Source organism: Chlamydiales bacterium, assembly GCA_016185065.1.
Lineage (GTDB): Bacteria > Chlamydiota > Chlamydiia > Chlamydiales > Rhabdochlamydiaceae.
Genome location: JACPOL010000002.1, coordinates 1 through 26,846, shown reverse-complemented (window position 1 = coordinate 26,846; position 26,846 = coordinate 1). Strand labels below are relative to the sequence as shown.

General features: G+C 48.6%; 25 protein-coding genes. 13 read left to right on the top strand and 12 right to left on the bottom strand.

From position 1 onward, the window contains the following. Positions 1–56 precede the first annotated feature (56 nt). Positions 57–1,493, top strand: a complete 1,437-nt coding sequence (locus tag HYX48_00705; protein MBI2742423.1) for a hypothetical protein — start codon at positions 57–59, stop codon at positions 1,491–1,493. Here HYX48_00705 and alr read toward each other — a convergent pair. The 6 genes from alr to HYX48_00675 are packed head-to-tail and all read right to left on the bottom strand — an operon-like array spanning position 1,412 to position 7,959. Next, on the bottom strand, positions 1,412–2,602 hold the full coding sequence (alr, locus tag HYX48_00700) for an alanine racemase (GenBank protein MBI2742422.1): 1,191 nt from the start codon (positions 2,600–2,602) through the stop codon (positions 1,412–1,414). The two genes, HYX48_00705 and alr, sit on opposite strands and share 82 nt — an antisense overlap. Before the next feature lie 11 nt (positions 2,603–2,613). Next, complete coding sequence (locus tag HYX48_00695; GenBank protein ID MBI2742421.1) at positions 2,614–4,389, bottom strand: ABC transporter ATP-binding protein; 1,776 nt, start codon at positions 4,387–4,389, stop codon at positions 2,614–2,616. Between the two features lie 4 nt (positions 4,390–4,393). Beyond that, on the bottom strand, positions 4,394–5,341 hold the full coding sequence (locus HYX48_00690; protein ID MBI2742420.1) for a transporter substrate-binding domain-containing protein: 948 nt from the start codon (positions 5,339–5,341) through the stop codon (positions 4,394–4,396). 2 nt (positions 5,342–5,343) lie between these two features. Continuing rightward, positions 5,344–6,075 (bottom strand): amino acid ABC transporter ATP-binding protein, encoded by a 732-nt coding sequence (locus HYX48_00685; protein ID MBI2742419.1) that lies wholly within the window; start codon positions 6,073–6,075, stop codon positions 5,344–5,346. Next, positions 6,065–6,796 carry an amino acid ABC transporter permease gene (locus HYX48_00680; GenBank protein MBI2742418.1) on the bottom strand — a complete coding sequence of 244 codons (732 nt, stop codon included), beginning with the start codon at positions 6,794–6,796 and terminating at the stop codon, positions 6,065–6,067. The genes HYX48_00685 and HYX48_00680 overlap by 11 nt, the downstream gene beginning before the upstream one ends. Before the next feature lie 23 nt (positions 6,797–6,819). Beyond that, complete coding sequence (locus HYX48_00675; GenBank protein MBI2742417.1) at positions 6,820–7,959, bottom strand: fatty acid desaturase; 1,140 nt, start codon at positions 7,957–7,959, stop codon at positions 6,820–6,822. A 278-nt stretch (positions 7,960–8,237) separates the two neighbouring features. Here HYX48_00675 and HYX48_00670 point away from each other — a divergent pair, with 278 nt between their 5' ends. From HYX48_00670 to HYX48_00660, 3 genes are all read left to right on the top strand, one after another. Further along, positions 8,238–8,378, top strand: coding sequence for a DUF3096 domain-containing protein (locus tag HYX48_00670; protein ID MBI2742416.1), 141 nt, complete (start codon positions 8,238–8,240; stop codon positions 8,376–8,378). Between the two features lie 7 nt (positions 8,379–8,385). Beyond that, positions 8,386–8,556: a hypothetical protein gene (locus tag HYX48_00665; protein ID MBI2742415.1), complete on the top strand. Its 171-nt coding sequence runs from the start codon at positions 8,386–8,388 to the stop codon at positions 8,554–8,556. Positions 8,557–8,622: 66 nt separating this feature from the next. Next, the gene (locus tag HYX48_00660; GenBank protein ID MBI2742414.1) at positions 8,623–9,225 is read left to right on the top strand and encodes a hypothetical protein; all 603 of its coding nucleotides are present in this window, start codon (positions 8,623–8,625) and stop codon (positions 9,223–9,225) included. Between the two features lie 139 nt (positions 9,226–9,364). On the opposite strand, the gene HYX48_00655 is transcribed toward HYX48_00660, so the two are convergent. Continuing rightward, a complete protein-coding gene (locus HYX48_00655) occupies positions 9,365–9,988 on the bottom strand; it encodes an aquaporin (protein MBI2742413.1) in 624 nt (207 codons plus the stop codon). 104 nt (positions 9,989–10,092) lie between these two features. Here HYX48_00655 and HYX48_00650 point away from each other — a divergent pair, with 104 nt between their 5' ends. The 3 genes from HYX48_00650 to HYX48_00640 all read left to right on the top strand — a co-directional run bounded on the left by HYX48_00650 (position 10,093) and on the right by HYX48_00640 (position 15,873). Then, positions 10,093–12,846, top strand: coding sequence for an autotransporter domain-containing protein (locus HYX48_00650; GenBank protein MBI2742412.1), 2,754 nt, complete (start codon positions 10,093–10,095; stop codon positions 12,844–12,846). Positions 12,847–13,061: 215 nt separating this feature from the next. After that, complete coding sequence (gene dusB, locus HYX48_00645; protein ID MBI2742411.1) at positions 13,062–14,093, top strand: tRNA dihydrouridine synthase DusB; 1,032 nt, start codon at positions 13,062–13,064, stop codon at positions 14,091–14,093. Then, complete coding sequence (locus HYX48_00640; protein ID MBI2742410.1) at positions 14,077–15,873, top strand: ABC-F family ATP-binding cassette domain-containing protein; 1,797 nt, start codon at positions 14,077–14,079, stop codon at positions 15,871–15,873. The genes dusB and HYX48_00640 overlap by 17 nt, the downstream gene beginning before the upstream one ends. 109 nt (positions 15,874–15,982) lie before the next feature. Here HYX48_00640 and HYX48_00635 read toward each other — a convergent pair whose 3' ends face one another. Continuing rightward, on the bottom strand, positions 15,983–16,906 hold the full coding sequence (locus HYX48_00635) for a tRNA-dihydrouridine synthase family protein (protein MBI2742409.1): 924 nt from the start codon (positions 16,904–16,906) through the stop codon (positions 15,983–15,985). A 180-nt stretch (positions 16,907–17,086) separates the two neighbouring features. Here HYX48_00635 and HYX48_00630 point away from each other — a divergent pair, with 180 nt between their 5' ends. After that, on the top strand, positions 17,087–17,455 hold the full coding sequence (locus tag HYX48_00630) for a hypothetical protein (protein MBI2742408.1): 369 nt from the start codon (positions 17,087–17,089) through the stop codon (positions 17,453–17,455). Between the two features lies 1 nt (position 17,456). Here HYX48_00630 and HYX48_00625 read toward each other — a convergent pair whose 3' ends face one another. Next, on the bottom strand, positions 17,457–18,662 hold the full coding sequence (locus HYX48_00625; protein ID MBI2742407.1) for a M48 family metallopeptidase: 1,206 nt from the start codon (positions 18,660–18,662) through the stop codon (positions 17,457–17,459). A 69-nt stretch (positions 18,663–18,731) separates the two neighbouring features. On the opposite strand from HYX48_00625, the gene HYX48_00620 reads away from it, so the two are divergent. Both HYX48_00620 and HYX48_00615 read left to right on the top strand, forming a co-directional pair. Continuing rightward, positions 18,732–19,664 (top strand): glycosyltransferase family 25 protein, encoded by a 933-nt coding sequence (locus HYX48_00620; GenBank protein ID MBI2742406.1) that lies wholly within the window; start codon positions 18,732–18,734, stop codon positions 19,662–19,664. 54 nt (positions 19,665–19,718) lie between these two features. Further along, on the top strand, positions 19,719–20,669 hold the full coding sequence (locus HYX48_00615; GenBank protein ID MBI2742405.1) for a methyltransferase domain-containing protein: 951 nt from the start codon (positions 19,719–19,721) through the stop codon (positions 20,667–20,669). A 215-nt stretch (positions 20,670–20,884) separates the two neighbouring features. On the opposite strand, the gene HYX48_00610 is transcribed toward HYX48_00615, so the two are convergent. Next, positions 20,885–22,063 carry an MFS transporter gene (locus tag HYX48_00610; protein ID MBI2742404.1) on the bottom strand — a complete coding sequence of 393 codons (1,179 nt, stop codon included), beginning with the start codon at positions 22,061–22,063 and terminating at the stop codon, positions 20,885–20,887. A 166-nt stretch (positions 22,064–22,229) separates the two neighbouring features. Between HYX48_00610 and HYX48_00605 the strand changes: the two genes are divergently transcribed. Next, positions 22,230–24,008, top strand: a complete 1,779-nt coding sequence (locus tag HYX48_00605) for a hypothetical protein (protein MBI2742403.1) — start codon at positions 22,230–22,232, stop codon at positions 24,006–24,008. Here HYX48_00605 and HYX48_00600 read toward each other — a convergent pair. Beyond that, complete coding sequence (locus HYX48_00600) at positions 24,005–24,940, bottom strand: glycosyltransferase family 25 protein (GenBank protein ID MBI2742402.1); 936 nt, start codon at positions 24,938–24,940, stop codon at positions 24,005–24,007. The genes HYX48_00605 and HYX48_00600 overlap by 4 nt on opposite strands. Between HYX48_00600 and HYX48_00595 the strand changes: the two genes are divergently transcribed. Next, on the top strand, positions 24,921–25,124 hold the full coding sequence (locus tag HYX48_00595) for a DUF2892 domain-containing protein (GenBank protein MBI2742401.1): 204 nt from the start codon (positions 24,921–24,923) through the stop codon (positions 25,122–25,124). The genes HYX48_00600 and HYX48_00595 overlap by 20 nt on opposite strands. Here HYX48_00595 and HYX48_00590 read toward each other — a convergent pair whose 3' ends face one another. Beyond that, positions 25,125–25,931, bottom strand: a complete 807-nt coding sequence (locus HYX48_00590) for an aldo/keto reductase (GenBank protein ID MBI2742400.1) — start codon at positions 25,929–25,931, stop codon at positions 25,125–25,127. A 124-nt stretch (positions 25,932–26,055) separates the two neighbouring features. Between HYX48_00590 and HYX48_00585 the strand changes: the two genes are divergently transcribed. Next, positions 26,056–26,595, top strand: coding sequence for a peptidylprolyl isomerase (locus HYX48_00585; protein MBI2742399.1), 540 nt, complete (start codon positions 26,056–26,058; stop codon positions 26,593–26,595). Positions 26,596–26,846: the final 251 nt, after the last annotated feature.

The window sequence follows — 26,846 nt, the reverse complement described above, 5'->3', positions numbered from 1 at the left end:
TAAAGAATTAATATAAAATACATTAAAAGTTTTTTAATTATAAAAAAGGATGCTTTATGTCATTATCAGCATGCAGAAGACCAGCAGCAAGGGGCGCCGGCATAGTTTTAAGCCAAAGAACTCCTCTGGCACGTAACCAGAAGACAAAGTACACATCGATACAGATTGGAAAAAGCAGAAACAGCGGACAGTCTAAGCCAGCTAGCCGGCAGCCTATCTTCTCATCTAATCAATCCCAATCGGTTCAAAACCGCGCGGCTCACCTTACTAACTGGCTCTATTTCGAACGTTATGCAAACGGGGTCGCACCACGTCCAAATAATCCTCTGGCGACATACACCGAAGTAGATTCCGCGTACAGACCAGGCAGCCCCCTCCCTTGTTATGAACTACCTACCTACAAAATCCCTTCTGACCTCTGCAGTATCGTGCTCGCACCAGATGCCGACCTTAGCGTGATTACAAAATATCTAAAAAGAGGGGAAGTTCATCTTCCTATCTTTCCTCAGCTCTGTGGAGATATGAGCATTCCAAAGATGGCTGAGATCACTAAGCATCCGAAATCTTCTGTTCAAGTGGCGCCTACAGCATCTACACGCACAGTATTCGTTCTCGAAGAAGATGCTCCTGCTCACTGCCTTAAAACCAGCCTTGGGCCTTTACGCATCACAAGAGCTGTTCGAGGTTTAGATAAAACAAGAATTGATCACAGTATCGCTGTCTCTAAAGCGATCTCTGGATGCAGCGATCTCGTAAAAAATCCAAAATTTGCCTTTTTGCATGAGTCTTTCGGAGCTTCTTACGGCCATCAAAAAGACTCGATCGGCTTCCTTGTTCGCGAAATGATCCCTCGTCCATTTATCCAAGAGAAGCACTCTATGCTTCCTCTTTTTGGCCTCTATTCTAAAGACACCAGAAACCCAGAAGCCCGCGCTACTCTTATTAATCTCATTGAAGCGTCAGATCATGATCCAGAAACATTTGTTCTTGAGAGCATCTACTATCCAATCATCCGCGGATGGGTCGAGATCTACTTAAAAACAGGTGCCATCATTGAAGCACACGGTCAGAATGTAAGCTTTGAGATCGATAAGGATGGGGTTCCTGGACGAGCTGTTTTTAGAGACTTTGATACCTTTATGAGACGCAAAGGTCTTGAAATGAATGGAATCTCTACAGATGGCATGAATCCCTTCAAACTCTTTGAGGATGAAGGAACTGCTGACTCCCCCAAAACTAAAGTGATCATGAGCTTGGTCTATGATCATGAGATGGGAACTCCCTTCGGACGCATCGCCAAGGTATGTGAAGAAGAGTATGGAATTCCGGTGGAAAGACTCCAGGCAAAATGCCGCACGTACATCCGTCAGATCCTGCCTGAAGCCGATCTACACTTTCCAAAAGATGAGACTTACAACAATAAGCCAGGGCCTATTGAACCGGGTAAGCGCGCGGTATTCGTGCAAACACCTGATAAGCCCGTTTGGAGATAGATCCGGGGAATCCTGTCATTGAAAAGGCAGAGAATCTCATAGGGAATAGTGTCACAGAGCCGGGAGATCTCCATGAGGCTGATCTCTTGGCTTTTTTGTTTTCCGATTAGAACAACCTCGTCGCCGACGCGGACCTCTTTATCCCCCACATCTACCATGAGCTGGTCCATGCAGATCGTGCCTACGATCGGGAACCTCTCTCCTCGTATCAGCACCGATCCACGATTCGATAGGCAACGTCTATACCCATCTCCATATCCAATGGGGATGGTGACGATGCGCGTGCGCTTTGGAGTGATGTAGGAGCGTCCATAGCTCACCCCCTCACCTGCCTCTACAACTTTAAAGTAGGAGACCTTCGACTTAAGCGATAAGCAAGGGAGGATCTCTTTTAAGTTTTCAGCCGCGTCTTCGGGAAGATAGCCGAAGGTGATGAGCGAAGGTCTAACCATATCCAGGTGCGATGCAGGATAGTTTGCTGTCGCTCCAGAGTTTGCGAGGTGGCGGATGAGCGGCACCCCCTGGAATACGGGGTGTCGCAAAAGAGTGGTGAAGGCCTCGATCTGCTTTAAAGCAAAGGGATCCTGCGGCTTTTCGGCTGTTGCTATGTGCGAGTAGATGCCGACCAGTTCAAAGCATTCTAGTTTTTTTAGATGCTCGAAAAGATCGATCGCAGTCCCTGTGCGGACTCCAGTCCGCTGCATGCCGGTGTCTACTTCGAGATGCACCTTGCACTTTAGCCCCTTGGCCTTGCACTTTTCTGCGACGAGATCGGCTTTGAATTTGGAACTGATCGTAAATTCGAGGTTAAACTCGATGAGATCGAGAATCTGATCTTCGTGGATCGCGCCGAGCACTAGAATCGGAAGCTTCACTCCTGCTCTCCGCAGATCGACCCCCTCTTGCAGGTGGGCAACGCCAAGATAGTCAAGACCCGCCTCTTCTGCTGCCCTTCCCATCTCACAGAGGCCGTGGCCATACGCATTCGCCTTCACAGGCAGGCAGAAAAGAGCCTCTCCGATGTGACGACGCATGACCATCACATTCTTTCTAAATTGAGTGAGATCGATCTCTATCCAGGAAGGATGCGGATACTTCTGCTGCTTCATAAGAGACCTCTCTACTCCTCTTTTCCGGGGACTACATCGGGAAGGAAGCCTCCGGCCTGCTTCTGCCACATCTTGGCATAGTGGCCTCCTTTTGCTAGGAGCTTGCGGTGAGTTCCCTCTTCTACAATTTTTCCCTGGTCAAAGACGAGGATCCTATCCATCTTAGCAAGCGTCGAGAGGCGGTGCGCGATCACGATTGTCGTGCGTCCTTGCATCAGTTTTTCAAGGCTCTCTTGAATGTAGGTCTCTGTGACAGAATCCAGCGCGGAGGTCGCCTCGTCGAGAAGGATGATCGGGGCTTTAGCCAGCATCGCTCTTGCGATCGCTATGCGCTGGCGCTCTCCCCCGGAGAGCTTCGTTCCCCTCTCCCCTACCTGCGTGTCATATCCATCGGAGAGTCTCTTGATAAACTCATCACAGTGCGCAAGTCGTGCGGCTTCCACGACCTCTTCTTTTGTAGCATCGATCCGCCCAAAGCGAATGTTCTCCTCAAGCGAGCGGTGGAAGAGGAGAGGATCTTGCGGGATCAGCGAGATCTGGCTGCGAAGAGACTCAAGCGTAACCTTCGAGATCTCCTGCCCATCGACCAGAATCTTACCCGTCTCTACGGCGTAGAAGCGCAAGATGAGGTTGACAAAGGTCGACTTTCCTGCTCCGGAGAAGCCGACGAGCCCCACCTTCTCTCCCCCCTTGATATGCACATCTTTATTACGAAAGAGACTCCTCTTTCCGTAGTGGAATGAGACGTTGGCAAAGACGATCTCCCCCTTTGTAACCAGAAGAGGCTTCGCATCTGGATGGTCGAGCACATCCTTTGGATCCTTCATGACGCTGAGCGCCTGCTTTGCAATTCCAAGGGATTGAAAGAGTCCTGGAAGCTCCATGCCGGTGATCCACATGACCATCAGCACGTTCCATGTCGTATTGAAGATCTGGATGACCTCTCCCGTTGTGAGCTTCCCTTGAAGCCAGAGATAGATCATCAAGCCGTTAGTTAGAACTCCGCCCACGGTAAATGCGACAGCTCCCATGCAGATGCGCATCAGCTCCACCTGCTTCTTCGAAAGAACATTCTTCTGCTGCTCTTTTGTCTGAAGCGTCTGAATACGCGCCTTCTCAAATTTAAAGCGGTAGAAGAGATTAACAGCGAAGTTGTTGGTCAAACTATCGACGATCTTGCCCAGAAGCTCGCTGCGCACCTCACCATGGACATGCTCGAATTTTCCACATCTGCGAGAGAAGAGGAAGCAGATCGTGAAGTGTATCACGATCCAGCAGGCGAGAATACCAGCAAAGAGAAGATTAACACGCGCAAAGAAGATAATGCCGAGCAGACAGCCGAGAAGAGCTGGGAAGAAGAGCGTGAGCAGCTGCTGCATCACAAGCGTCACCTGCGTGGTCATGTCGGTGATCTTATTGGCAAGACTCCCCGCAAAGTGCTCATTGAAATATTTGGGTGAGTGGTACTGGATATGGTCGAACATCTCCATGCGGATGTCAGCTTCAAGTTTGGGGATCGCCCGCATGAGCATGAAGCCCTGCGCACGAAATCCCATCTCGATTCCTGCCCAGAGAAGCAATCCATAGAGAGCTGGTGTTGCAAGTGCAGCCCAGGCTGCGGCTCTTTCGACCTCATACTTAGTGAAGATATCGATGACTACCTTCAACAGGTAGGGCCAGAGGACGTTGTCAAAAGACCAGCATAGCGAGACGAGGCCGATGCTTAAAAATGTCCACTTTTGCAAGCGGACGAAGTGCCAGATAAACGAGGAGAGCTTCTTTTGCATGAACCTATCCTTTGATATCAAAAACAAACGGAACACCCTGCTCTGCAAAGAGCTTCTGCTGCTCCTTAAAAAACTTGTCGGCGAGCTTCTGGAAGCCGCCACTCTCTTTAAACTCTTTTAAAAAAGAGTTCGCTTGTGCTTTGAGCTGGGTATCTTCAAGACGCATTCCCATCGCCCAGTACTCTTTGACAAAGGGGTTTAAATTGGCTTTCGTAGCTTCAGGGTATTTCTGCCACTCGGCTAAGATCGAAAACTGATCATACAGGAAGGCGTTGCATTTAGCTTGCACAACCTCTAAAACACAGCTCGACTCTCGATCGAGTGCGATCACCTGAGCCTGTTTAAAATATTTGCGTGCAAATACCTCGCCAGTCGTCCCCATCTTAACCGCGATCTTATTGCCTGTGAGATCCAGCCCATCAATGGAACTTGCCGCTGTCTTCTTACTGATAAGCGCACATAGACCCGTCTCGAGATAGGGACTCGAAAACCCGATAGCTTTCTCTCTTTCGGGCGTAACCGACATCGACGAGATGATAAGGTCGATCTTCTTCGATTTAAGCGCAAAAATAAGACCTACAAATGGGGTACCGACTATCTCCACTTCTCGGCCTAAATAGGCGCCAAGAGCTTTTGCTAAATCGACACTCACTCCCCAGGGCTTGCCCTGGTCATCAACGGATTCAAAAGGGTAGTAGGAGAGCTCCATCCCCACGCGCAGCGGAGGATTCTCTTGAGCATGCAGACACGAAGCTGCAAAGAGAAGGAGGGCGAGAATAGACCTCTTTCGAAATTCGCTTTGCTCGGAAAAATTGAGGTTTTTTGTGCAGATTTGCCGCAAAATTTTGAGAGCATGTGTAAACACATGGTCGAAAAATTTTGTGTCAAAGATGCCGAAAAGGCCAATTTTAACGAGTAAATGGAGTTTCGAAAGAGGTCTAAACCTGTTCATAATTAATACTTAAGCACTTTCGACAGATAATCCGCAACCTGCGGCTCTTTTGGATGAGAGAGAAGCTCTTTTGTAGAACCACTCTCGATGAGAAGTCCCCTGTCGATAAAGATGAGAGAGTCTGCCACCTTCATCAAAAAATTAATATGGTGACTAACGAGAAGGAAAGAGATCCCCTCTTTCTTTAGTTCAACGATAAGATCGAGTACCTCTGATGTCATCAAAGGGTCTAGAGCAGAGGTCGGTTCATCGAGCAGGAGTAGAAAGGGTTTATTTGCTACGGCGCGAATGATGGCAACGCGCTGACACTGCCCGCCAGAGAGCTCATGCGGTTTTTTATGCGCATCCGCCTCTAGTCCAAAACGCTTAAGCAGCGCCTCTCCTTTTTCTACCGCCTCTTCACGTGTATTTCCATGCACCTCATGCAGAGGAAGCACGATGTTATCCAACGCAGAAAGGTGAGGAAAAAGATTCCAAGATTGAAAGACCACTCCCAGAGATCTACGGTGGTTAATCAACTCCTGGTTATTTTCGAAAGGGATCCTCTTTTGATTGAGCAGGATCTCCCCGCTTGTCGGTTCAACAAGACCTGCAATCAGCCTTAAAAATGTAGACTTTCCTCCACCCGAGGGACCGATGATTCCGAGTACGCCAAAATCCAGATCAACAGAGACCTTATGGAGGAGAGCATGCGAGCCCACCTTCTTACTCAGGTCTGTAATCTTAAGCTTCATGTTTTGTGCGCCTCTCGAGATAACGACTAAAAAGCGAAATGGGCAGAGTCAAAATCAGGTATCCGACCGCAAGCGGAAAGTAGCACTCAAGCGTGCTGAAGGTCGCGCTGCTGATCTGCTGCGCAGCATAGGTGAACTCGCTGATGCCAAGGATAGAGAGAAGAGAAGAGTCCTTGATGATCGATGCGAACTGCCCTGCAAGTGGCGGTAGAATCTGCCTAAAGGCGATTGGGAAGATCACAAAACGGTAGGTCTGCGGCTTTGTCAGGCCGATCGAGTAGGCCGATTCAAGTAGAGTCTTGCGCGTATTTTCAATGCCAGCTCTTAAAATCTCGGCGATATAGGCCCCACTGAAAATCGAGAGAGTGAGCACGCCGACAAGGTAGCGGTTTTGAATGTGCGCGGAAGCTGCAACTACATAAAAAAAGAAGAGAAGCTGCACAAGAAGCGGCGTTCCCCGGATGATTTCGATATAGATTTGAGAGAGGTAGCGGAGCGGAAGGAGTTTCGACTGGCGCATCAGGCTTGCCACTACGCCAATAATCAGACTTAAAACCAAGCTCGCCAGTGCAAGGCCGATCGTCGTATACCAGCCATTCAGAAAGACCTGTCTATACGCCCAGATCGCATCCCAGTGGTAGACCTGCGAAAAAAACGCAGCTGAAAAAAGGGCGCATAGCGCCCCTAATACGAGTAGAAAACTGAAGACCTTGGAGAACAAGAAACACCACTTGTTGGAGACTGTTAGTTCTGTTCCAAGTTCATACAGTAAGTGCTAATATCTCTGCAAAAGCGTTTCCAATCCTGCCAGTCAGCTTGTAGAGTCTTTTTCAGAGTTTTTATCTCTCGGTTCAGCTGCTTCAGAGAATCTTTATCTTTTGTGCGCTCTTTTTTATACTCTTTATACTGTTCTTTAAGCTGAGTGAAGCTCGCGAATTTCGCAAGCAGATCGGCTGTGAGCTTTTCTATCTTCTCTTCTGCGATTGCGCGGTTTGTCGAAAGGTACTGTTTTACCTGTTCGATTAGATCGCTCTTCTGTTCGCTGATAATGGCTTCTTGGATGCGAATACCGCTAATTCTTCTTAAGTTGTGTGCGAGTTTAAACTTAGAAAGGGTCCAGATCAGCCACTTCGTTGGATCGAAGTGGAACCAGCGCACCCCATTGCGGTAGTCACTAGCAAACGTATGGTGGTAGTTGTGGTAGCCTTCGCCGAAAGTGAAGATCGACATCAGGTAGTTATCCACTGCTGAGTGCTCCTGGCTAAACTTCTGACTTCCCCAGGTGTGGGCAAGAGAGTTAATAAACCAGGTGAAGTGGTGAAGCACAAGCATGCGAACGCCCCAGATGAAAACAAAGGCGCTGAGGTAGTCATTAAAAAGGTAACCGAAAAAGAGGAATACGAGAGCATTGCACAGCATCATGAGCAGACCATAATACTTATGCTGGAACGCCAGCAGGCGGTTCTTGCTCAGGTCGGCGATGATCTTGGGATCGATCGGGTCGGCTTTATGAAAGAGCCAGAGCACGTGAGCGTACATAAACCCTTTTTTGATCGAATAGGGATCGCGGTCTGTATCGACGAATGCGTGGTGCTTGCGGTGGTCTGCTGCCCACTTGAGCGCGCTACCCTGCGTTGCAACGGTTGCAAAAAAGAGGAGAACCGCTTCCACAACTGGATTGATCTTATAGGTCTGGTGGGAGTAGAGCCTGTGATAGCCCGCAGTCACGCTCATGCCGGATATGTACATGAGAACGCCCGCTGTAACGCAGAGTCCCCAAGAGGGAGAGTGGTTTATAAAGTAGATAGGCAGACCAATTAACAGTGCAAGATGATAACCGACGATAAATACAATCACACCCCAATCATATCTTTTTGACTTCATAGATAGACTTTCCTTAATTTTTTGATACTTCCGACCACTATAACAGGTCTGAAGGAAAGCCTACAGCGAATTTCTACTTTCCCTCCTTTTTCTAACTATAAACAATTTATAATTAATACTTTGTGTTATACATATGTTTAAAAAAGAAGACCCGCCCGGGAAAATGGATGTTTGTGTCCATTTCTTCTCCGAGCGCCTCTCAGAAGTAAAATTATTTTTAAATAATGGTGGGCTCGTCTATAGGTAAGAGTAAGGTCTTAACAATAGAGGAGGCCTCTATGATGATGCATGCTGCGGTTAACCCAATCATCTCATTGATTGCTGGTATTCTGATTCTCATCTTCCCTACGATTCTAAACTACATCGTGGCTGTTTATCTGATCTTAATTGGACTTATCGGTATTTTAGGAAAGATGTAGGTTAAATATGCCGCTTATTAAAGGATCTGCTGCAAAGTCAAAGAAGGGCATCTCTGCAAATATCCGCAAAGAGATTCACGCAGGAAAACCCCAGAAGCAAGCAGTTGCCATCGCACTTAGCCAGGCGCGCAAGTCGGGCGCTAAGATCCCGAAAAAGAGCAGACGCAAAGCAGCCTAAAAATTTCTGCAGTTGCTCCTTATTTCAACTCAGGAATAAGCTCCTTCAATTCAGAAGGAGTATTTCATGTCTTTTAAATCTGTTAGTGAACTGGCTAAAAATGGAGTTACAACCATCTTTGGTATCAGAGCTGTGAGAGATTTTCAAAATGGCGAAGTTGTAAGCGGCCTGGTTACATCTGGCGTCGAACTCGCTTGGGACTACTGCAGCGATTCAGACAATCAAAGCTTAAAAGACAGGGTAATGACCTTGCTATTTGTGAATGCTGCTGCGGCTCTTTCAGCTGCAGGAGCAAAGAGGCTATTTGCAAGGGCCTACAAAGAGGGAGCGGCGTTTGTTGTAGGTGGAACAGGCATCTGCCTGGCAGCTGCCCAACACTTTGTAAGCGATAAAACAGCTTTTGAAAAGGGCGCCAAGCTCACGCTATTTATTTCAGCTTGCGGAACTGTCTACACCCTGGGAGAGCTCACCTACCTTCTCTATAAGCACTCGCAGCGCGAGCGCATCCCCTGCGAAAGCGATCTTCCAACTTCCATGACTCGAGAAAATGAAGGATATCTCAAAAAAAAGGTCTCGGGAGTAAGAAGCGCTTGCGAAAGTCTTGTGGAGAGTTGCACAAACAGACTGTTTGGCGCAAAAGCAGCAGCCACGCAAAAGAAAAACGCCTAAAAACTCTCTCTTTTGGAGTGCGGCGACCCGGCGCCGCTTTTCTCTACATCGCCTCGGCGATGTTTCTTTAAGGAGAGATCGCCAGGTCGATCTCGAAAAAAGCGGCGCCGGGTCGCCGCACTCCAAAAAGAAAGAGATGTTACTTGCCTTTGTGGGCAGCTTTGAAGACGAGCGCTGCCACAGCGCCGCCTGCTAAGTTGCCAACTAGGAAGATCCAGAGGTTTGCCCAGCTGCTCAGATTCATGATTGTGATTCCGAGAGCCACTGCAGGATTGAACGCTCCGCCAGAGACAGCACCAACGGCATAAGCACCAACCAGCACGGTAAAACCGATCGCCCAGCCGAAGTAGGAGTTGCCCTGAGTTGCGTTTGCAGTTGCGACGTTAAGCACAACATAGCAGAGCGCAAAAGTGAAGAGGAACTCAGCAAGGAGAGCCTTCATCACATCGGGCGTCATCGCCATTTGAGGCGCGCTTCCCTTGAAATAGATGGTCAAACAGCCTGCGACTACACCTGCAATCAGCTGCACGATCCAGTAAGAGAAGAGCTCTTTTGACTTGAGCTTACCACGCATATACACAGCAAGAGAGACTGCTGGGTTATAGTGGCCGCCTGAGACGTGTCCACCAGCAAATACCATCACAGCAAGAACCGAACCGATCGCAAGCGGTGCCATCACACCTGCTGAATTTGGGTCGATCACTGTCATACCTACAGTGAGAACGAGAAAAAACGTTCCGATGAACTCATAAATTAGCTTCATATATTCCTCCTTTATATTTAGGAATCTATCCAAGGTGATAAAATTATTTGTATATTTTTTACCAGGTTTTTATGATGGGCAGAACTCCTTCAAATGAGAAAAAAATGCGAAAAAAATATCTCCTCTCGGCGCTCTGCCTCTTCTCTTCAGTTGCAAATGCAACGACACTTACTTGGATAAGCACGACAACCGGGGGAGGGACGCCAAACTGGAGCAACCCCGCCAACTGGAGTCCAAGTGTTATCCCTGCAAATGGAGACTCTCTCTTCTACCCTTTTCAAGCCAATGCCGTGGGAGCTAGCGATAATGACATCGGGACATTGAATATCACCTCCTTCCTATTCAATCAGGGATACAGCGTAACAGGTCTACCATTGACTCTTGGATCGGGAGGTTCTCAAGGAAGCGCAGTCGTCAGCAACCTAACCACACTGGATGATATCTTCATTGCAAATGATATGACCTTTTTAAACGAGGTTAATTTTCAAGTGAATGGCCCCTCGGGTCAGCGGTTAGTCTTAGGCGGTGCGATTGATGAGGGAGGATTTAATTATGATGTTACGAATAGCACCGGAACGCTCGTACTCGGAGGAACGGTTACAAATCCAGGAATGGCGAATGTCCAATCAGGAACGCTGATTGTCAATCAAGATACTATCCCCGACGATACTGTTCTTGGAAACCAAGCGACGATCAACTTCAATTTCGATGGCATAACCGATGGAACCTATACCGGAGGATTTGCGGGTTCTGGGACGATCATGAAAGATGGACCGAGAACTCTCTTTCTAGCGGGCACGAATGATAGCAGCGCAGCAATGAAGGTGATGGACGGCACTTTGCAAGGCGACGCCTCAACAATCAAAAATGATGTGCGCATTGCAGCTCCTGCCACCGTTGTTTTCAACCAAGTGAGTGATGGAATCTTTGATGGGACGATGACCGGCGCAGGCGCTGTAACCAAAATGGCAAGTGCTACTCTCATCATGAAAAAAGACACCTCATACACCGGCCTAACTTCCATTCAAGGCGGAACACTCGAGTTTCAAACTCCAGGGCCTGGAGGAGATGTCACTCTCTCTACTGGTACGCAGCTCACTCTCAATCCATCTACAAGCGGTACGCTTCCTGGAAATATTACAGAAACAGGCGTCAGCACTGTCTCAAAAAAGGGAGCCAATGCTGTTGCACTTCCAGGAACTAGCACTGTTTCGAACACTCAAGTAAACGGCGGCCAGCTGACGGTATCTGGAACCTTAACAAGCAGCGCAACAACCATCGTAAATGCAGGAGGCTCGCTCGCCACCGTCCCAGAAGGAACAGTAAATTCCGGATCGATGATCGTTGTGAACGATACGGGAGAGATTAAAGGAGGAGGAACCTTTACCGGAGGCGTCGATGTAAAAAAGGGAGGAAAAGTAAAAACGCGTGGATCGATCGTCACCATGAACGTTGTTGGAAACGTGGATTTTGCTGCGGGCTCGATCCTTGAAACAGAGCTCTCCCCTACCGTGAGCTCTCTCTTGAATGTCACAGGCAATGTCAACATCACGCCAGGCTCTACACTCTCTCTGGTCTTTGAACCCGGAATTTACACTCCCGGCACTTCTGAAGTCGCTATTCAGACAACAGGGACGATCAATACTCCTCCATTTACATCTGTAATTTCCAATTCTGCCATTCTGAGCGCTACGCAGCAGTTTCTTCCCAATCAGCTAAATCTCATCATCACCGCCTCTCCATTTGCTTCAGTTGTAACCAGCGGCAACGCGGGAGCTGTTGCAAAGTGTATCGACAAGATAGAGGCTTCTTGCTCTAACAGCGACATGAGCACGGTAATCGGCCTTCTCTCGGTTGAGCCAGATGCTGCAAGCCTTTCAAGCGCTTTAAACCAGCTTCAGCCCGCTCTTTACAAAGCACTTACTCTCACGCAAGAAAACGACACGGTTCAATTTGCAAACGCGATTAACAATCGCCTTGAAGAGCAGTATCAGGCCTCGTGCGTGAAAAATCACGACACTATTGACTTCTGGGGCGATCTCTACATCGACCAGATGCGTCAGAGCACGAAAGGATCTCTAGAGGGCTTCCACTCTCTCTCTTCCGGCGTGATTGTCGGAGTCGACCGCCTCTTCAGCCAGCACACCTCTGTAGGAGCAGGTGTGGGCTACTCCCACTCCAACGTCGATTGGAATCGCTCAGGCGGCGATGATGGCAGAATCAACAGCTTCTTCGGATCACTCTATGCCAACTACTTTACGAAGCGCTACTTCCTCAACCTCGCGTTAATCTCCGGCTACTCCAGATATAGCGCGGAAAGAAGGATCGACTTCTCCTCGATACACAGAACTGCAAAACTGGAGGACAATGGCGGATATGAGCTGATGGCTCACTTCAGCCCTGGCCTTCTCTTCAAGGTCAAGAAGGTCGACCTGATCCTCTTTGGAATCGTCGACTACGTCTTCCTCCACCAGAACAGCTTTACAGAGAAGGGAGCAAAATCTTTAAATCTCTCTGTAAAATCGAGCCGCTCTACCCTCTGGCGAGAGGAGCTCGGACTTGAGGCCACGCGCTGCATCACACTAAAAAGCTCGAAGTGGATTCCACTTGTGAAACTTGGCGTCGTGCAAGAAAACCGTCCAAGCGGCGGCCACTACTCTGCAAGCTTTCATGACACGAGCTGCTGCACCTTCACCGTGAAGGGGTTAAATCCAAATCACACGCTGGTTGCCCCCTCGATTGCCCTCACAGGCCTCTGGTTTGATGACAGGCTGGTAGCCACCGTCCGCTACGATGCAGAGCTCGGCCATAAATACCAGAACCAGCGCGGAAATCTGCAGGTCGGCTACGCCTTTTAAAATGGACCTCTTTCGAAACTCCATTTACTCGTTAAAATTGGCCTTTTTGGCATCTTTGCCACAAAATTTTTCGACCATGTGTTTACACATGCTCTCAAAATTTTGTGACAAATCTGCACAAAAACCCTCAATTTTTCCGAGCAAAGCGAATTTCGAAAAAGGTCTAATAAATTTCAATTCTTGAATTTTGAGGGTCTAAGCGTCACACTTATCGGATGGCATTAAAAAGACCCTTCTTTCTTGGAAAGCTTGAGCTTCCTTCAAATATTTTTTGCGCACCCTTAGCGGGCTGCTCGGATCTTCCTTTCCGCAAGATGACCTCGAAGTATAAGCCGGGCCTCATCTACTGCGAGATGGTGAAGATGGACGCCCTCATCCGCCATAATGCTCAGACCTTTCGCCTTCTTGATTATGAGCCCTCGATGCACCCGATTGGCGCGCAGCTCTGCGGCAGTAAGCCCGAGATCGCTGCCGAATGTGCAAAAATGATTGAAGACCGCGGCTTTGACGTCCTAGACCTGAACTGCGGCTGCCCCGTGGATAAGGTGACCAAAGATGGCAGCGGTTCTGGAATGCTTAAAACACCAGAGAAGATCGGAGAGATCATCGCCAACATGGTAGCTGTTGTAAAGATTCCAGTGACGGTTAAGATCCGGGCGGGATGGGATGAGGGAAGCATCGTAGGACCTTTGATTACAAAGATCGCTGAAGAGGCGGGAGCCGCAGCGATCTGCATCCATGGTAGGACGCGCGAACAGGGCTACCGAGGCCCCGCAAAATGGGACTACATCCGCGAGTGCAAGCAAGCGGCAAAAACAATTAAAGTGATCGGCAATGGCGACATCTACGACGCTGAAAGCGCAGAGAGGATCTTCAACTACACAGGGTGCGATGCGATCCTCGTCGCCCGCGGCACGATGGGACAGCCCTGGATTATTGAAGATATCTACCGCCACTTCACGGGCCTTCCTCCTCTTACCTATTCCGGTATCGACTGCAGAGACGCCTTCTTGGAGCATCTCGAACACATCGTCGCCTACAAAGAGGAGCATAAGGCTGCTCTAGATCTGAGAAGAGTCGGCTGCTGGTTCCTGCGTGGCATCAAAGGCGCCAAAGATCTGCGCGAGGGGATCAACCGCTCGAAATCGATCGTTGAGATCCGCGCGATGATCAGTAACTACCCATGGCACGAGTGCTCGCTTGAGCAAGCACCACAAGAAGAGGAGACGTGTGACTCTCTTTCTTAACTGCCAATCTGTGAGCAAGTCGTTCAGCACGCGAATGCTCTTCCGCGACCTCTCATTTAGCATTTTTTCTGGAGACCGCGTCGGACTGATCGGCCCCAACGGTTCTGGCAAGACTACTCTTCTAAAAATTCTCGCGGGCTGCGAAAAAGCCGACTCGGGAACCTTCTCTGTAAAGCGGGGCCTAAAAATCGGCTACGTGCCCCAGTCTTGTGAATTTCCAGATGAGAAGCCCGAGAGCGTGCTCTTAAGCGCACTTAAAGCAGATGAGAGACCCGACTACGAGAAAGAGCTCCTCGTACAGACATGGCTTAGCAAGCTAGGATTCACAGGCGAAGAGGCTTCGGCGCAGAAGCTATCAGGAGGATGGAAGAAGAGGCTCAGCGTTGCGATGGAGCTCATCTCCTCCCCCGATCTTCTGCTTCTCGATGAGCCGACCAACCACCTAGATCTCGAGGGCATTCTCTGGCTAGAAAAATTCCTGGTAAAAGAGGTCGACTCCTATCTCATCGTGAGCCACGACAGATACTTCCTTCAGAACATGATCAACCGCACTGTAGAGATCAACTCTCTCTATCCCAACGGACTCCTTGCAATCGACGGCACCTACTCCCACTTTCTAGAGATCAAAGAGTCGTTCATCAAAGGGCAGATCGAACAGGAGAGGTCGATCGCATCTAAAGCGCGCAGAGAGCTCGACTGGCTCCGCACCTCTCCGAAAGCGCGCACGAGCAAGTCTAAATCGAGAGTGGAAGATGCGCATGAGATCTTAAAAGAGCTCTCTCAGGTCCAGCGAAGAAACATGCAGAAAAAGGCTGATGTCGACTTTGCAGCCACAGAGCGCGAAACGCAGAAGCTGCTCGTCGCAAAGAATCTATCGAAAGAGCTCGGCGGAAGAGTTCTCTTTAAACACCTCGACTTCACACTCTCTCCCGGCACAAGAATCGGCCTCATGGGGCCGAACGGCTCTGGAAAGACCACGCTGCTTAAAATGCTGGCGAATGAGATGACCCCCGATCAGGGAACGATAAAAAGAGCCGATGGCCTCCAGATCGTCTACTTCGACCAGCACCGCGTCCAGCTCTCTCCAAAACTCACCCTGCGCGAAGCGCTCTCTCCTAACGGCGACTTTGTTCGCTTCCGCGGCGAGATGATCCATGTGAATGGCTGGTGCAAGCGCTTCCTCTTCACTCCTGAGATCCTCGACATGCCGATTGAGAAGCTCTCCGGCGGCGAAAGAGCGCGCATCTCAATTGCACACCTGATGCTGCAGCCCGCAGATCTTCTTCTTCTCGATGAGCCTACAAACGACTTGGATATTCCCACACTGGAAACACTGGAAGAGAGCCTGATCGACTTCCCCGGTGCGCTTGTTCTCATTACGCACGACAGGTGCATGTTAGACCGCATCTGCAACACCCTCGTCTCTTTCGGTGATCCAGAAAATAACATGCTCTATCCCGACTACAGGCAGTGGGAGGCCTCGCGCAAGAGCGCTCCTGCCCAGAAAAAAGAGAAGAAAGAAGAGAAGAGCGCACCCGTTCCTGCCCCTTCAAAGACGAAGCTCACCTACGCTGAGAAGAAAGAGTATGATCAGATCGAGAGAAAGATCTCCCAGCTAGAAGAGAAGGTACAGGGGCTCAATCTGCAGCTCGAAGACCCGCAGATCGCCCAAGTCCCCGAGCAGCTCCAGCTCCTCTGCACCGAGATCGGCCTGGCCGAAAACCAGATCGAGCAGCTCTACATCCGCTGGGCCGAACTCGCCCAAAAACTCGAAGGCTAAAGAGACGGAAAAGAATTTCTTTCTTCTGCGCGCGTCCTTTCTCTGCCCATTTCCTGTCCATTTTTTGTTCATTTCTTCTTCTGCGCGCTCTTTTCTTCGCGCGCCAGCGCTAGTGTAGCCAGCCTTGCTGAAGGAGAGGAAGGGAGAAGTCGAGGAAGGAGCGGGTGTCTGTATGTTGGGATGTGAGGACAGCTTGACGGTGCTCGAGAAGCTTCTCGTTGCCCTTGAAGAGGAAGCTCATCAGCTGCTTTAGCTTATTGACGCGCACCCTTACCGACATATCTGCAGGGATCTCTTGGATGTAGACCTCAAAGTAGCGCAGAAGGTCTGCCCAAGCAGGTGTGTAGGGCTTTCCGGAAAAGTGGGCGCGTATCTGGTGGAAGATGAAGGGGTTGATGATGCTACCGCGTCCAATCATGAGGGCGTCGCATCCTGTTCTCTTGAGCATCTCAAGAGCGCCTGCGACGTCTAAGATATCGCCATTTCCCACGAGGGGTATTCTCAATAGCGACTTCGCCTCAGCGATCAGCTCCCACTTCGCAGGAGGCCCATAGCCATCCGTTTTTGTGCGGGGATGCAGGGTGATGTAGGAGACTCCGCTCTCCTGCGCTGCTAAGATATTCTCCTTGAAAAGGGAGATATCCTCATACCCGGAACGCATCTTGATTGTTACGGGAATGGAGACCGCCTGCACCAGAGCCCTTGCAACCTCATAAAGGAAGTTAGGCTCCTTCAGAAGGCTTGAGCCCGCTCCCCTACCCGTCACTGTGTTGGATGGGCAGCCGCAGTTGAAATCGATGCGGCGCGCTCCCCTCTTTTCGATCTCTTGTGCCATAGCGGCCATGAGCTCCGGGTCAGATCCCATAAGCTGGGCTGCAAGCGGCATGGGAGCTAGCTCGTCTGCCTCATAAACAGCTGCTAAACTGCGGACATGGGCGTTCTTGGGAACGCGCAAAAAGTCTCGAACCGCCTCATCGAAGCCCCCTACGGCTGCCATCGCTTTGCGAAAACAGCGATCCCCCACTCCCTCCATTGGAGCGAGAATCAAGAAAGGGCATCCATGAGGATCTTTTGGTAGAAGCGCTGTCATAAAATCAAGATTTTCAACAGATTATGGATAAAAGAGAATAAAAATCTCAAACTAAAAATAACTTTATATACATTAAAGATATTATTTAGTTAATATATAATTAAAACCAGAGAGGTATTAATTATGGGCTCAATTCCACCCGTCTCCCCAACTCCGCCAAACTTCCCTTCTCAACCAGAAGGACCGAGCGGACAAGCGATCTACAACAAACTCGAGAGTTTCATCGAACAGTATCGCACCGCGATGCAAGAGTATATGGATCAGCCCTCTCCTAAAGACCCAAGAGCTGTAGAAGCCGTGATGGAAAAGATCAAGAAGTATCTAGAGAAGCATGAGGCTGCGATCGAAAAGCTCTCCCCCACCTGCGGACAGTTCTTAAATAGCACCATCAGCTCTATTAATAATTTCATTGAAGACCCGAATCCAGGCTCTCTGGACATGGTAAACGAGCAGCTAACGCAGCTCCACTGGCTTATCGGCAACGAGAACTAAGCTATTCAGCTTTAAAGTATTTCCCGTATTCCAGCGGCTGGCCGCTCTTCCAGGGGCAGTAGCTGTTGCAGAAGTCGACCCTTTCGCTTAGCGGAGGGTGACTGCAGCGCCAGAATCTATAAAGCGCGCCAGGACGCGGATTGGCAAGGTTCTGATGTTGCAGAGCGAGGAACGCCTCTCCTGCTGCCTGGTTATTCTGTGTTATCTCCAAACCAAAACGATCTGCCTCATGCTCCATGCAGCGCGAAATCGCGTTGTCGAGCGGACTTGTCAAAAACATGAATAGGCTTGTTAGCAGAAGCAGCAGCGGAAGCGAGGCGATGCTGTAGAGGTGCTTAAACCCGAATCTCTTCTGATAGCGATGCATCAAGAAGTTTGCGGCCCTGTATGTCAGATAGAAAATTAAGAAAGAGAGAGCGGAGAAATAGACGAGCAGCCACCAGATATGGTGCAAAACATAGTGGCCCATCTCATGTCCCATCACAAAGAGGATCTGATCGGGCGTCATCTTTGCAATTGTGGTGTCCCACAGAACGATTCGATTGGTTCTTCCAAAACCGACAACGTAAGCGTTTAATGCATTTGTATCTTGGCTCTTATCCACCTCATACACACGGCCGCCTTCGATTCCAGCACGTGCTGCCAGACTTAATATCTGCTGCTCGAGCTTCTTATCTTTCATCGGCCCAAAATTGTTAAAGAGCGGATCGATCCAGATCGGCTGAATGAACATCGTAATAAAAGCGATAGCGATGCTCACAAGGCTTCCGTAGAGCCACCATCTGCGCGGGCTCTTCTTCAGCAAGAGATAGAAGACCCAGACAAAGGCGATCGAACCTACGATTGTAACGATAAGGCTCTTCCCATAATTAGAGAACCATCTACCGATCGTCTGATTTGAGAGGCCGTAGGCGTGTTCACGAATAAATCCAGCATAGAAATCGAGAGGAAGATTAAGTAGGGTGAAGAGGCAGGTGAATATCACGAGGTAGAGTGCGATGGCAAAAAACCAGCGCTTTCCCCACTTCTCAGAAAAAGAGGCCAGCTTTCCAGTAAATCCTGTAACAAGAAAGAGGAGAGGAACGATCAGACTCCAGGCTTGATTCAATATCCAAAGGAGATTTCCACTATTATAGTAGCGCATCGCCTCTTCTGTCGCTTCCGGAACAACCACATTTGCGCAAGCTGCAGCAAGAATATTCAGCATAAAAGTAAAAACCCTCTTCAAATTTTTTAAAAATTTAACCATGATGTATCAGATCAAAAACGTCAAGCCATGAACCTATACGCTCTAATCTTCACTCTCTTCTCTCTCCTCTTCAATTGTGCAGAGGCCTCTCTTCGCCCCTATCTGAAGCGCGTCGAGAATAAAAGAGAGGGCTCTCAGATCAGAAATATCGACTTCATCTATCTGATTAACTTAGAACAGAGGCCCGATAAGTTTGCAGGGTGCATGAGGCAGCTTGCCCCCTACAACATCTCCCCTCATAAGTTCTTTGGCATCTACGGATGGAGACTCCCCACTCATGTGCTCGATCAGATCGGCGTAAAATTTCTCCCCAGCATGTGGACAGGACGGGAGAACGCCCTCCACTTCTACCCCAATGGAAATGGCTCCTGCCAGATGATCGCTTTAAACGACTCTTGGTATGGGAAGACCTGCTTTTCAAGCTGGATGACTCCAGGCGCCATCGGCTGCACGCTAAGTCATCTCTCGGTTCTGCAGGACGCTTATGATTCTGGTTATGAGACGATCTGGATCATGGAAGATGATATTCTTGTAGCTCAAGATCCTCACAAGCTGTCGGCGCTCATCGATGAGCTAGATCTTCAAGTTGGCAAAAATGGGTGGGATCTTCTCTACACAGACTGCGACTATCTGATGGGACTTGATGAGAGCCGCGACCTTCAAGCGCAGGTGCCGATGAAGTGGAGGCCCGACATGCCCTCTTTCAATCTGAGAATACTTCTAGAGCACACAGATGTAGGCGACGACTTCATAAAGATCGGCAGCCGCATCCGCACCCATTCGATGATCTTGCGCCGTTCAGGAATTAAAAAGATTCTGGATTTCTATCACACACACCACATCTTCATGCCCTACGATCACGAACTCGGTTTCATTCCGAATATTCGCCTCTTTGTTGTTAGGGAGGGTATAGTCACAAGTGCCGAGGCTGTCTCCGACACCAAAAATTTTCATTTTTGAAAAAATTGATGATAGGTTAGGGTCTGAAAAACCACATCAAGGGGGGAACAGAAGATGGCCTCAGTTAAAGAAGTCTACTCGAAAGAGAAGTGTGAAGAAGTCACAACCTACGTCTCAGCAAGCGATAAGATTAAAGATCCTTCGATCACAGAAAAGTATTACGATCTAGTCACCGATTTTTATGAATTTGGATGGGGAAAATCCTTCCATTTCGCTCCTCAGACAAGAACAGAGAAGACAAAAGATGCGATGCTCAGACACGAGCTGAAGGTCGCAGATACTCTGAAGCTAAAGCCAGGCATGCGCGTTCTAGACGTGGGATGCGGAGTTGGCGGCCCGATGAAAAATATCGCTGAAAAGAGCGGTGCAACAATCGTTGGCGTTAACATCTGCGGCTACCAGATTAAAAAAGCTGAACAGTATATGAAAGAGAGCGGCCTGGATAAGACCTGCAGCTTCTACCATGGCACCTTCATGGACATTAAACTGCCCAGCAACTCTTTCGATGCGATCTACACCATTGAAGCCACTGTACACGCACCAGATAGAACTGCTTGCTACAAAGAGCTCTATAGACTCTTAAAACCAGGCGCTTTCTTTGCCGGATATGAGTACGCTCTCATGGATAACTTCGACAAGAACAATCCTGAGCACGTTGCTATCATCGAAGATATGGAACATGGCGGCGGCCTGCAAAAACTCACTTCAATGAACGAAGTCAAACAGACATTCATCGATGCGGGTTTTAAAGTTCTGATGTTTCAAGATGATTGCGTAGATGGACTTACTTGGACACTTCCTCTTGAAAAGGGTGTCAGAAGTTCAAAAACTGCAAGAGCTCTTACAAATGGAATGGTAAGACTGCTTGAACTGCTTAAAATTGCTCCTAAAGGATCAAGCAGCGTAAGCAGCTTCTTGAACCTCGGAGCCGATGCCTTCGTTCAAGCTGGCAAACGCAAGATCTTCACTCCGAACGTCTTCTTCTTAATGCAGAAGCCTGAATAAGTCTCAACCCACCTGTGGACCTTCTCTCTCAAGAGAAGGTCCACTTATTTTTTAATACAACAACTTTTCTTTTTTGGAGTGCGTGCGACTTGTCGCCGCTTTTCTCGAGATCGACCTGGCGATCTCTCTTTTTGAGAAACATCGTCAAGCCGATGTTGAGAAAAGCGGCGACAAGTCGCACGCACTCCAAAAAAGAAAATAGGCTTTGAGTGGGACTACAAAGTGCGGGCACTTGCTTGTTTTGAAAGAGAGGAGGTCCACTTTCCTACTGCTAAACTGGCGATTGAGAGGAGAAGAATCGCGGCTCCTAGACTCTTTCCTCCCGATAAAGAGAACTGACAGATCACCGTGCTCAAGATTGAACCTATCAGTCGATAGGATAGGCCTAGACTTGAAGATGCAGATCCCACGGCTCTTCCTGCAAAGGGAGCTAAGGCGCCCGCAGATGTCACTGGAAGGATAATTCCAATACTCAGATTGAAGAGAAAGAGAGCTGCAAAAAAGAAGAAGGTCGATGGCGCTGCAATTAAGAGGATTCCCGAAATAAGCTGGAGCATTAGCCCGATGCTCATCATCCGCGCAACACCCCACTTCACCACAGCGCGAGATGCAAAAAACGCTCCCAGCATGTAGCAGCCGATCATGTAGGCCGAATAGATTCCCACTTGAACGGGATCCTTCTTCTGGAAAATCTCAAGCAGAAAAAAAGGAAAGAGAGCGATGTAACCATACATGAGTCCATAGGTCATCGCATGGGCAAAGGTATTGCCCAGAAAAATAGGATGCTTAAATACCTGCCCCATCTGCGTAAAGATCTGTTTGAATGAGATCTTCTTTTTTTCAGACTCCTCAGATTTTTTTAATGCAAGGCGCGTCCACAGAAGAAGAAGCGCTCCAAGCCCTGCCGCGAGCCAGAAGTTACCCCTCCATGAGATGAGTGTAATCTGTCCACTGGACAGAATCGCAAGAATAGAAGCAAAGCCCACTCCCATCGCACCATAAGACTGCACCTGGGCCGATCGATCTGCGGGAAATAGATTTGATGCGATCGCCCTTGCAAGAACAGGCCCCACAGCACTTCCCATCCCCTGAAACATGCGGCAGATAAGCAGCGCGCTCATCTGCTCTGATAGCGCGCAGCCGCAGCTAGCCAGAATGTAGAGCAGAAGCCCCGAAAGAAGAACCCTTCTCTGCCCCAGCTGGTCAGAGAGCGGCCCCGACAAAAACTGACCGCACGCATTCCCTACGAGAAAGAGGCTAATTGTAAACTGAATTGAGGAGAGACCGGCCGAGAAGTGGTCTCCAATAAACGGCAGCGCTGGAGCACAGAGACTGGCAGAGATCACCCCAAGAGCCGCAACGATTGATAAAAAGACGATGCGATTCCAAAACATCCGACCTCCTCCAAATTTGATCGAATATTCTCAGAGAGTCTTTCTTAAATATCAACAACATCTCAAGTTATTAACAATCAATAACTTGTATAGTTAAAATAATAATTTGAATTAAAATATATAATATAGTATAATTTATTTTAACTTTTTTATTAAAAGGTGAATTATGACTCACAGATCAATATTAGGAAGAAGTCCAGATGCGGATGCAATTTATTCTCAATATTCGGAATATTATGCACTTTTAAATTCAGATATTCATCAAATAGATCAACTCCCCTTTACCATCTGGAACCAGCTCAATGTCCAAAACGACAGAAATGCAATTCTTTCGGCGCAGCAGGCTCTCACACAAATCTATCAACAGGACTGGAATAGCAGCACCGCAACACTCGCGATCTTCCAAAGCGATTGCGATCCTCTCCTAAAAACCGTTACGGCCAAATTCAACGATGCAATGAACAGTGGCTCGATTACTCAAAAGATCCAATTAGACTTTACCTCCGCACAATCTCTTGCCAGCAGCGCAGCAGCTTCTATCTCTCAAGATCAAGGCGCTCTTAACCATTTAGTAGAATTAAGAAATACCATTACAAGCTTGCAGCAGCAGATCAATAATCTTCCAGCGGGCCCCGTGCGCACGAAAGCTCAGAACGACTTGAATAAAGCCCAAGCAGATCTTGCTGTCTATGCAGCTGCTGTTGCTTCGGCTCAGCCTTCTATGAACGACCTACAGAGCCAGCTCAATGCGATTACCGCTTCAGGAGGCACCCTAGATCAGTTAAGCGCCCTTGCAGGAAAAACAGATCCTACTCAAGAGGACCTTAACCTGGCCAATGCTCTACTTGCAGTTGTTCAAAAGCTACAAACAGCTCTTACTTCATTTGAAGCCACTCTTCTCTCATCTGTAACGAGCAGCCTACTTAATGTCATTTCGGATATTCAGACTGTACGCATAGATATTCAGCCCACACCTCCTCCTCCAACTCCAGGAAAAATTGAGCACTCATGCTGGTATATCGACTGGACCTCGTGGGATATGCCGGTTCCTCAAGGAGTCGACACTGTTAACCTCTTCGTGGGAACGCTCATGATCGGACCCGATGGGAACCCGACAATTGGCGGTTTTGGCAACGTCTCCTTAGCTCAACTCGATGCATTTGTTCATGCCTGCGCAAATAATAATCCCCCTATTGCCGTGAAGGCTTCCATTGGCGGAGGCGGCGGAAGCTATGATAAGTGCTGGGATCTTCTTACTGAAGACAATGTCGATGCTTTTGCACAGGGACTTGCAGATTTTTGCCATACACATGGCCTTACTGGAATCGATTTTGATTATGAAGAGTATGGATCGCCAGAGCAAGAAGCTCTCGTAGGAACACTTATCAAGAAGTTTAAGGCGATAGACTCCAACTTGCAGGCGACCCTCTGCACAAATGCAGGATTCGGCTCTGGCTTTCCTTGGCAAGCAGTTATGAAAAACATCTTAGATGGAGCAGTGGACCAGACGACAGGAAAGTGTGGAGTAGACCGACTCTACATCATGTCCTATTACCAGCCTCTAGAACAGGAAGAGCCGTGGCTCCTCGGTTGGGCAGACTGGTTAAAACAGAATTACGGGTTCACCCCTGCTCAGGTTACTGTCGGATTGGATGACTTTGATGCCCACGCTTATGATATTGCTGCCTTTTCAAAATGGGCGGCAGGCCAGGGCTTCAGCACCGGATACTGGGCTTGGAATCCAGCTACTCCAGATGCGTCGAATCAGTCTGCCTTGAAGATCTTAAATAACTATCTTCCTCCTGTCGATATTAGCGCATGGGATGCATTCGTATTCTCTCTTGCTGTTCTTCTGGGACCAATCTCCTGGCTCATTGCTCTGATAAGTCTCATATTCAGCTCTGAAGAGAGCACATCAAGAGCGCAAGAGACTCAAGAGGCTTAATTGAAGAACTTGTGCTTAGTATCCGAGCAGAGCTCTTTGCTAGTAACGATCTGATATTTAAGCACATAAAACCTAATTCCCGGAACGAGAGACATCTCGTGATCATAAGGGGTAAAGATCCCATGTGTCTTATAAAAGTTCAGGATCTTTTCAATCCCTGACCTACGCAAAATAAGGGAGTGGGCTCTATGTCTGCTTCCAATCTTTACAAAATCCTCGCCCACCTCCCGATGCTCGAGCAGTCCCTTCAAATCGAAGGAGGGCATGTCGGGCCGCCACATCATAGGCAGCTGCTTAAGAAGATCTCTACTTTGATCGACATTGATAAAAGCATCGTAATCGGTATAGAGAATGTCCCACCCCTCTCTACCCACTAGCTGATCCAGCTTACCGATAAGATCGGACAACTTATGTGGATTATCGCGCACTGAGATATCATCCTCCATCACCCAGATCGTCTCATAGCCGGAGTTGTAGGCGTCCTGTAGCACCGACAAGTGGCTAAGAGTGCAACCAATTGCACCGCGCGAAGTCCAGATAGAGAAGAAGTTCTTTCCAACGCAGCTCTCGTCCAAATTGACAAAGTCGCATCTACCAGCGCCATCTGGAGGAAAATAGAAGACGCTCTCTCTTCCTCTCCACATCCATGGCAAAAAAGTGAGCCCTATCTCATTTAACGTTTGCGTTGAAAGGGCCCAGCCGTAAACAGCTGGGAAGCGCTGCGGATAAATTCCATACGGCGAAAGCTCTCTTTTGCAGTGCTCGAGCTTCTCAGGCCTCTGATCCAGATTGATCAAGTAGATCTGATCGATATTCTTAAAGTAGGAGCTTCCTGTTTTATGCCTAATTTTTTTATAGTGCGCTTCTATACCATCAGCATAGGCAGCATTTACACTTAGGACAAAAATAAGTATGAAATTTAAAAAGAACATCGGCACCCCCGATCGATTGGTTAGACTTGCCATTGCACTCCTTCTGCTTGTCTATGCCTACTGGAAGATGAGCTGGATCGCTCTCATCTTCTCCACATTTGTCTTCTTCGAATCCTTCATGAGCTGGTGTCTTCTCTATCAGATCCTAGGAAGATCCACCTGTCCCCTCAAGAAAAAGAAGTAGTTAATCTTCGAGCACCGGATAACCCTCAGGATCGCAATACCTCTTTCCTGCATCAAGAGCATGAATCTTCTGCATCTCCTCTTTAGTAAGAACAAAATCGAAGATGTCGATATTGTCTTTTAGATGCTTTGGCGAAGAGGCTTTTGGAATGGCGACGATATCCTGCTGCACCAGCCAGCGAAGGGCGACCTGTGATGCGCTCTTGCCGTGACTCTCCCCTATTTTTTGCAGTACAGGCTCCTCTACAAGAGCTCCTTTTCCAAGTGGACGGTAGGCTGTGATTGTAATCTTCTGCTTTTTGTAGGCGGCCACCAGCTCCCTTCTTTGAAGGTAGGGGTGCATTTCGATCTGATTGGTTAATATCGGAAGTTGATGGCGCATAAAAATTTCTAAGTGAGCGCGCACAAAATTGCTAACACCAATCTCTCTGACCAGTCCCAGTTCTTTAAATTCAAACATCGTTTTCAGCGATTCGGCGAGATCGACATCCGGATCTGGCCAGTGGATAAGAAGGAGATCGAGGTAGGGTGTTTTAAGCTCTTCGAGAAAGCGAGGGACAGCCTCTCTAATCTGCTTAGGTTCTAGCTTGTGAAGTGCCACCTTCGAAGTTAAAAATAGATCTTTTCTAGGAAAAGAGCGGATCGCCTTTCCAACTGCTTTGTGATTCTCATAGGCGTCAGCAGTATCGATGTGGCGGTAGCCCACCTCAAGCGCCTGCTCCACGACTTTCTCGCACTCTCTTCCTGAGAGCTGCCATGTACCTAAACCGACTAGTGGAATTCGAGAGCGTTTTTGAAGAGGAACCATAAACCATCACCCTTGAAGAAAACTCAAAAATTCTTCATAAGTTATCGAATTAACCGCATTTTCACAAGGAGACACTTCGATGAGAAATTCACTATCGCGAAAAGGAGCCATTCTGGGAATCTCGATGGCATGCCTATTTTTCAATGTTACATCTATTCAAGCAGGAGAACAGCCCGTGAAATTTACAGAACCCACTAAGCCGATCGCCTTTCAAGAAGGCAAGACCTACGAAGCCGTGATTCATACAACAAAGGGAGACATCACATGCGAGCTTAATTACAAAGCCGCTCCTCTCTCTGCTACCAACTTCATCCAACTCGCACAAGGCGGCTTCTACAACGGCCTCACCTTCCACCGTGTGGTTCCCAACTTCGTCGTTCAAGGTGGAGATCCAAAAGGAACAGGCTCTGGCGGCCCAGGATACACCATCCCCGCAGAGATCGGCCTTCAGCATACGCAAGGAGCACTCGCTTGGGCGCGCCTTCCAGACCAAGCTAATCCACAAAAAAGATCTAGCGGCTCCCAGTTCTACATCACCCTTGAAAAGGTGCCCTACCTAGATGGCGAGTACTCTGTCTTTGGAAAAACAATTGCCGGCATGGATGTTGTCAAAAAGATCCAGCAGGGCGACAAGATCAACAGCATCGACATCATCATCAAGTAACCTCTTCTTCCAGCAAGAGCTCCTCGCGAGCTCTTGCCTTTTTGAATTTTCTATCATTATTAATTAGCAGAAGAGACATGTCGGGTAGGCCAGGAGATAGGCCTTTGGCCTTCTCTCGGGGCCTCCCTGCGACCCTCTTGCGCTGCATCTCGCTTTGCCAAATCGCGTCCTCGGAGAAGGGGTGTACAGAGTACTACCCCGTTGGCGCGCTCGCCGCGCTCTCCTGCGGGTGCAATTTTGCTGTGCGATAT

Coding starts and splice junctions, on each gene's coding strand:
- HYX48_00670 (MBI2742416.1), top strand. CDS start 8,238: ATGATGATGCATGCTGCGGTTAACCCAATCATCTCATTGATTGCTGGT.
- HYX48_00615 (MBI2742405.1), top strand. CDS start 19,719: ATGGCCTCAGTTAAAGAAGTCTACTCGAAAGAGAAGTGTGAAGAAGTC.
- HYX48_00610 (MBI2742404.1), bottom strand. CDS start 22,063: ATGTTTTGGAATCGCATCGTCTTTTTATCAATCGTTGCGGCTCTTGGG.
- HYX48_00690 (MBI2742420.1), bottom strand. CDS start 5,341: ATGAACAGGTTTAGACCTCTTTCGAAACTCCATTTACTCGTTAAAATT.
- HYX48_00695 (MBI2742421.1), bottom strand. CDS start 4,389: ATGCAAAAGAAGCTCTCCTCGTTTATCTGGCACTTCGTCCGCTTGCAA.
- HYX48_00585 (MBI2742399.1), top strand. CDS start 26,056: ATGGCATGCCTATTTTTCAATGTTACATCTATTCAAGCAGGAGAACAG.
- dusB (MBI2742411.1), top strand. CDS start 13,062: ATGGCATTAAAAAGACCCTTCTTTCTTGGAAAGCTTGAGCTTCCTTCA.
- HYX48_00600 (MBI2742402.1), bottom strand. CDS start 24,940: ATGTTCTTTTTAAATTTCATACTTATTTTTGTCCTAAGTGTAAATGCT.
- alr (MBI2742422.1), bottom strand. CDS start 2,602: ATGAAGCAGCAGAAGTATCCGCATCCTTCCTGGATAGAGATCGATCTC.
- HYX48_00705 (MBI2742423.1), top strand. CDS start 57: ATGTCATTATCAGCATGCAGAAGACCAGCAGCAAGGGGCGCCGGCATA.
- HYX48_00650 (MBI2742412.1), top strand. CDS start 10,093: ATGCGAAAAAAATATCTCCTCTCGGCGCTCTGCCTCTTCTCTTCAGTT.
- HYX48_00665 (MBI2742415.1), top strand. CDS start 8,386: ATGCCGCTTATTAAAGGATCTGCTGCAAAGTCAAAGAAGGGCATCTCT.
- HYX48_00685 (MBI2742419.1), bottom strand. CDS start 6,075: ATGAAGCTTAAGATTACAGACCTGAGTAAGAAGGTGGGCTCGCATGCT.
- HYX48_00620 (MBI2742406.1), top strand. CDS start 18,732: ATGAACCTATACGCTCTAATCTTCACTCTCTTCTCTCTCCTCTTCAAT.
- HYX48_00595 (MBI2742401.1), top strand. CDS start 24,921: ATGAAATTTAAAAAGAACATCGGCACCCCCGATCGATTGGTTAGACTT.
- HYX48_00635 (MBI2742409.1), bottom strand. CDS start 16,906: ATGGAGGGAGTGGGGGATCGCTGTTTTCGCAAAGCGATGGCAGCCGTA.
- HYX48_00605 (MBI2742403.1), top strand. CDS start 22,230: ATGACTCACAGATCAATATTAGGAAGAAGTCCAGATGCGGATGCAATT.
- HYX48_00590 (MBI2742400.1), bottom strand. CDS start 25,931: ATGGTTCCTCTTCAAAAACGCTCTCGAATTCCACTAGTCGGTTTAGGT.
- HYX48_00630 (MBI2742408.1), top strand. CDS start 17,087: ATGGGCTCAATTCCACCCGTCTCCCCAACTCCGCCAAACTTCCCTTCT.
- HYX48_00625 (MBI2742407.1), bottom strand. CDS start 18,662: ATGCTGAATATTCTTGCTGCAGCTTGCGCAAATGTGGTTGTTCCGGAA.
- HYX48_00660 (MBI2742414.1), top strand. CDS start 8,623: ATGTCTTTTAAATCTGTTAGTGAACTGGCTAAAAATGGAGTTACAACC.
- HYX48_00675 (MBI2742417.1), bottom strand. CDS start 7,959: ATGAAGTCAAAAAGATATGATTGGGGTGTGATTGTATTTATCGTCGGT.
- HYX48_00655 (MBI2742413.1), bottom strand. CDS start 9,988: ATGAAGCTAATTTATGAGTTCATCGGAACGTTTTTTCTCGTTCTCACT.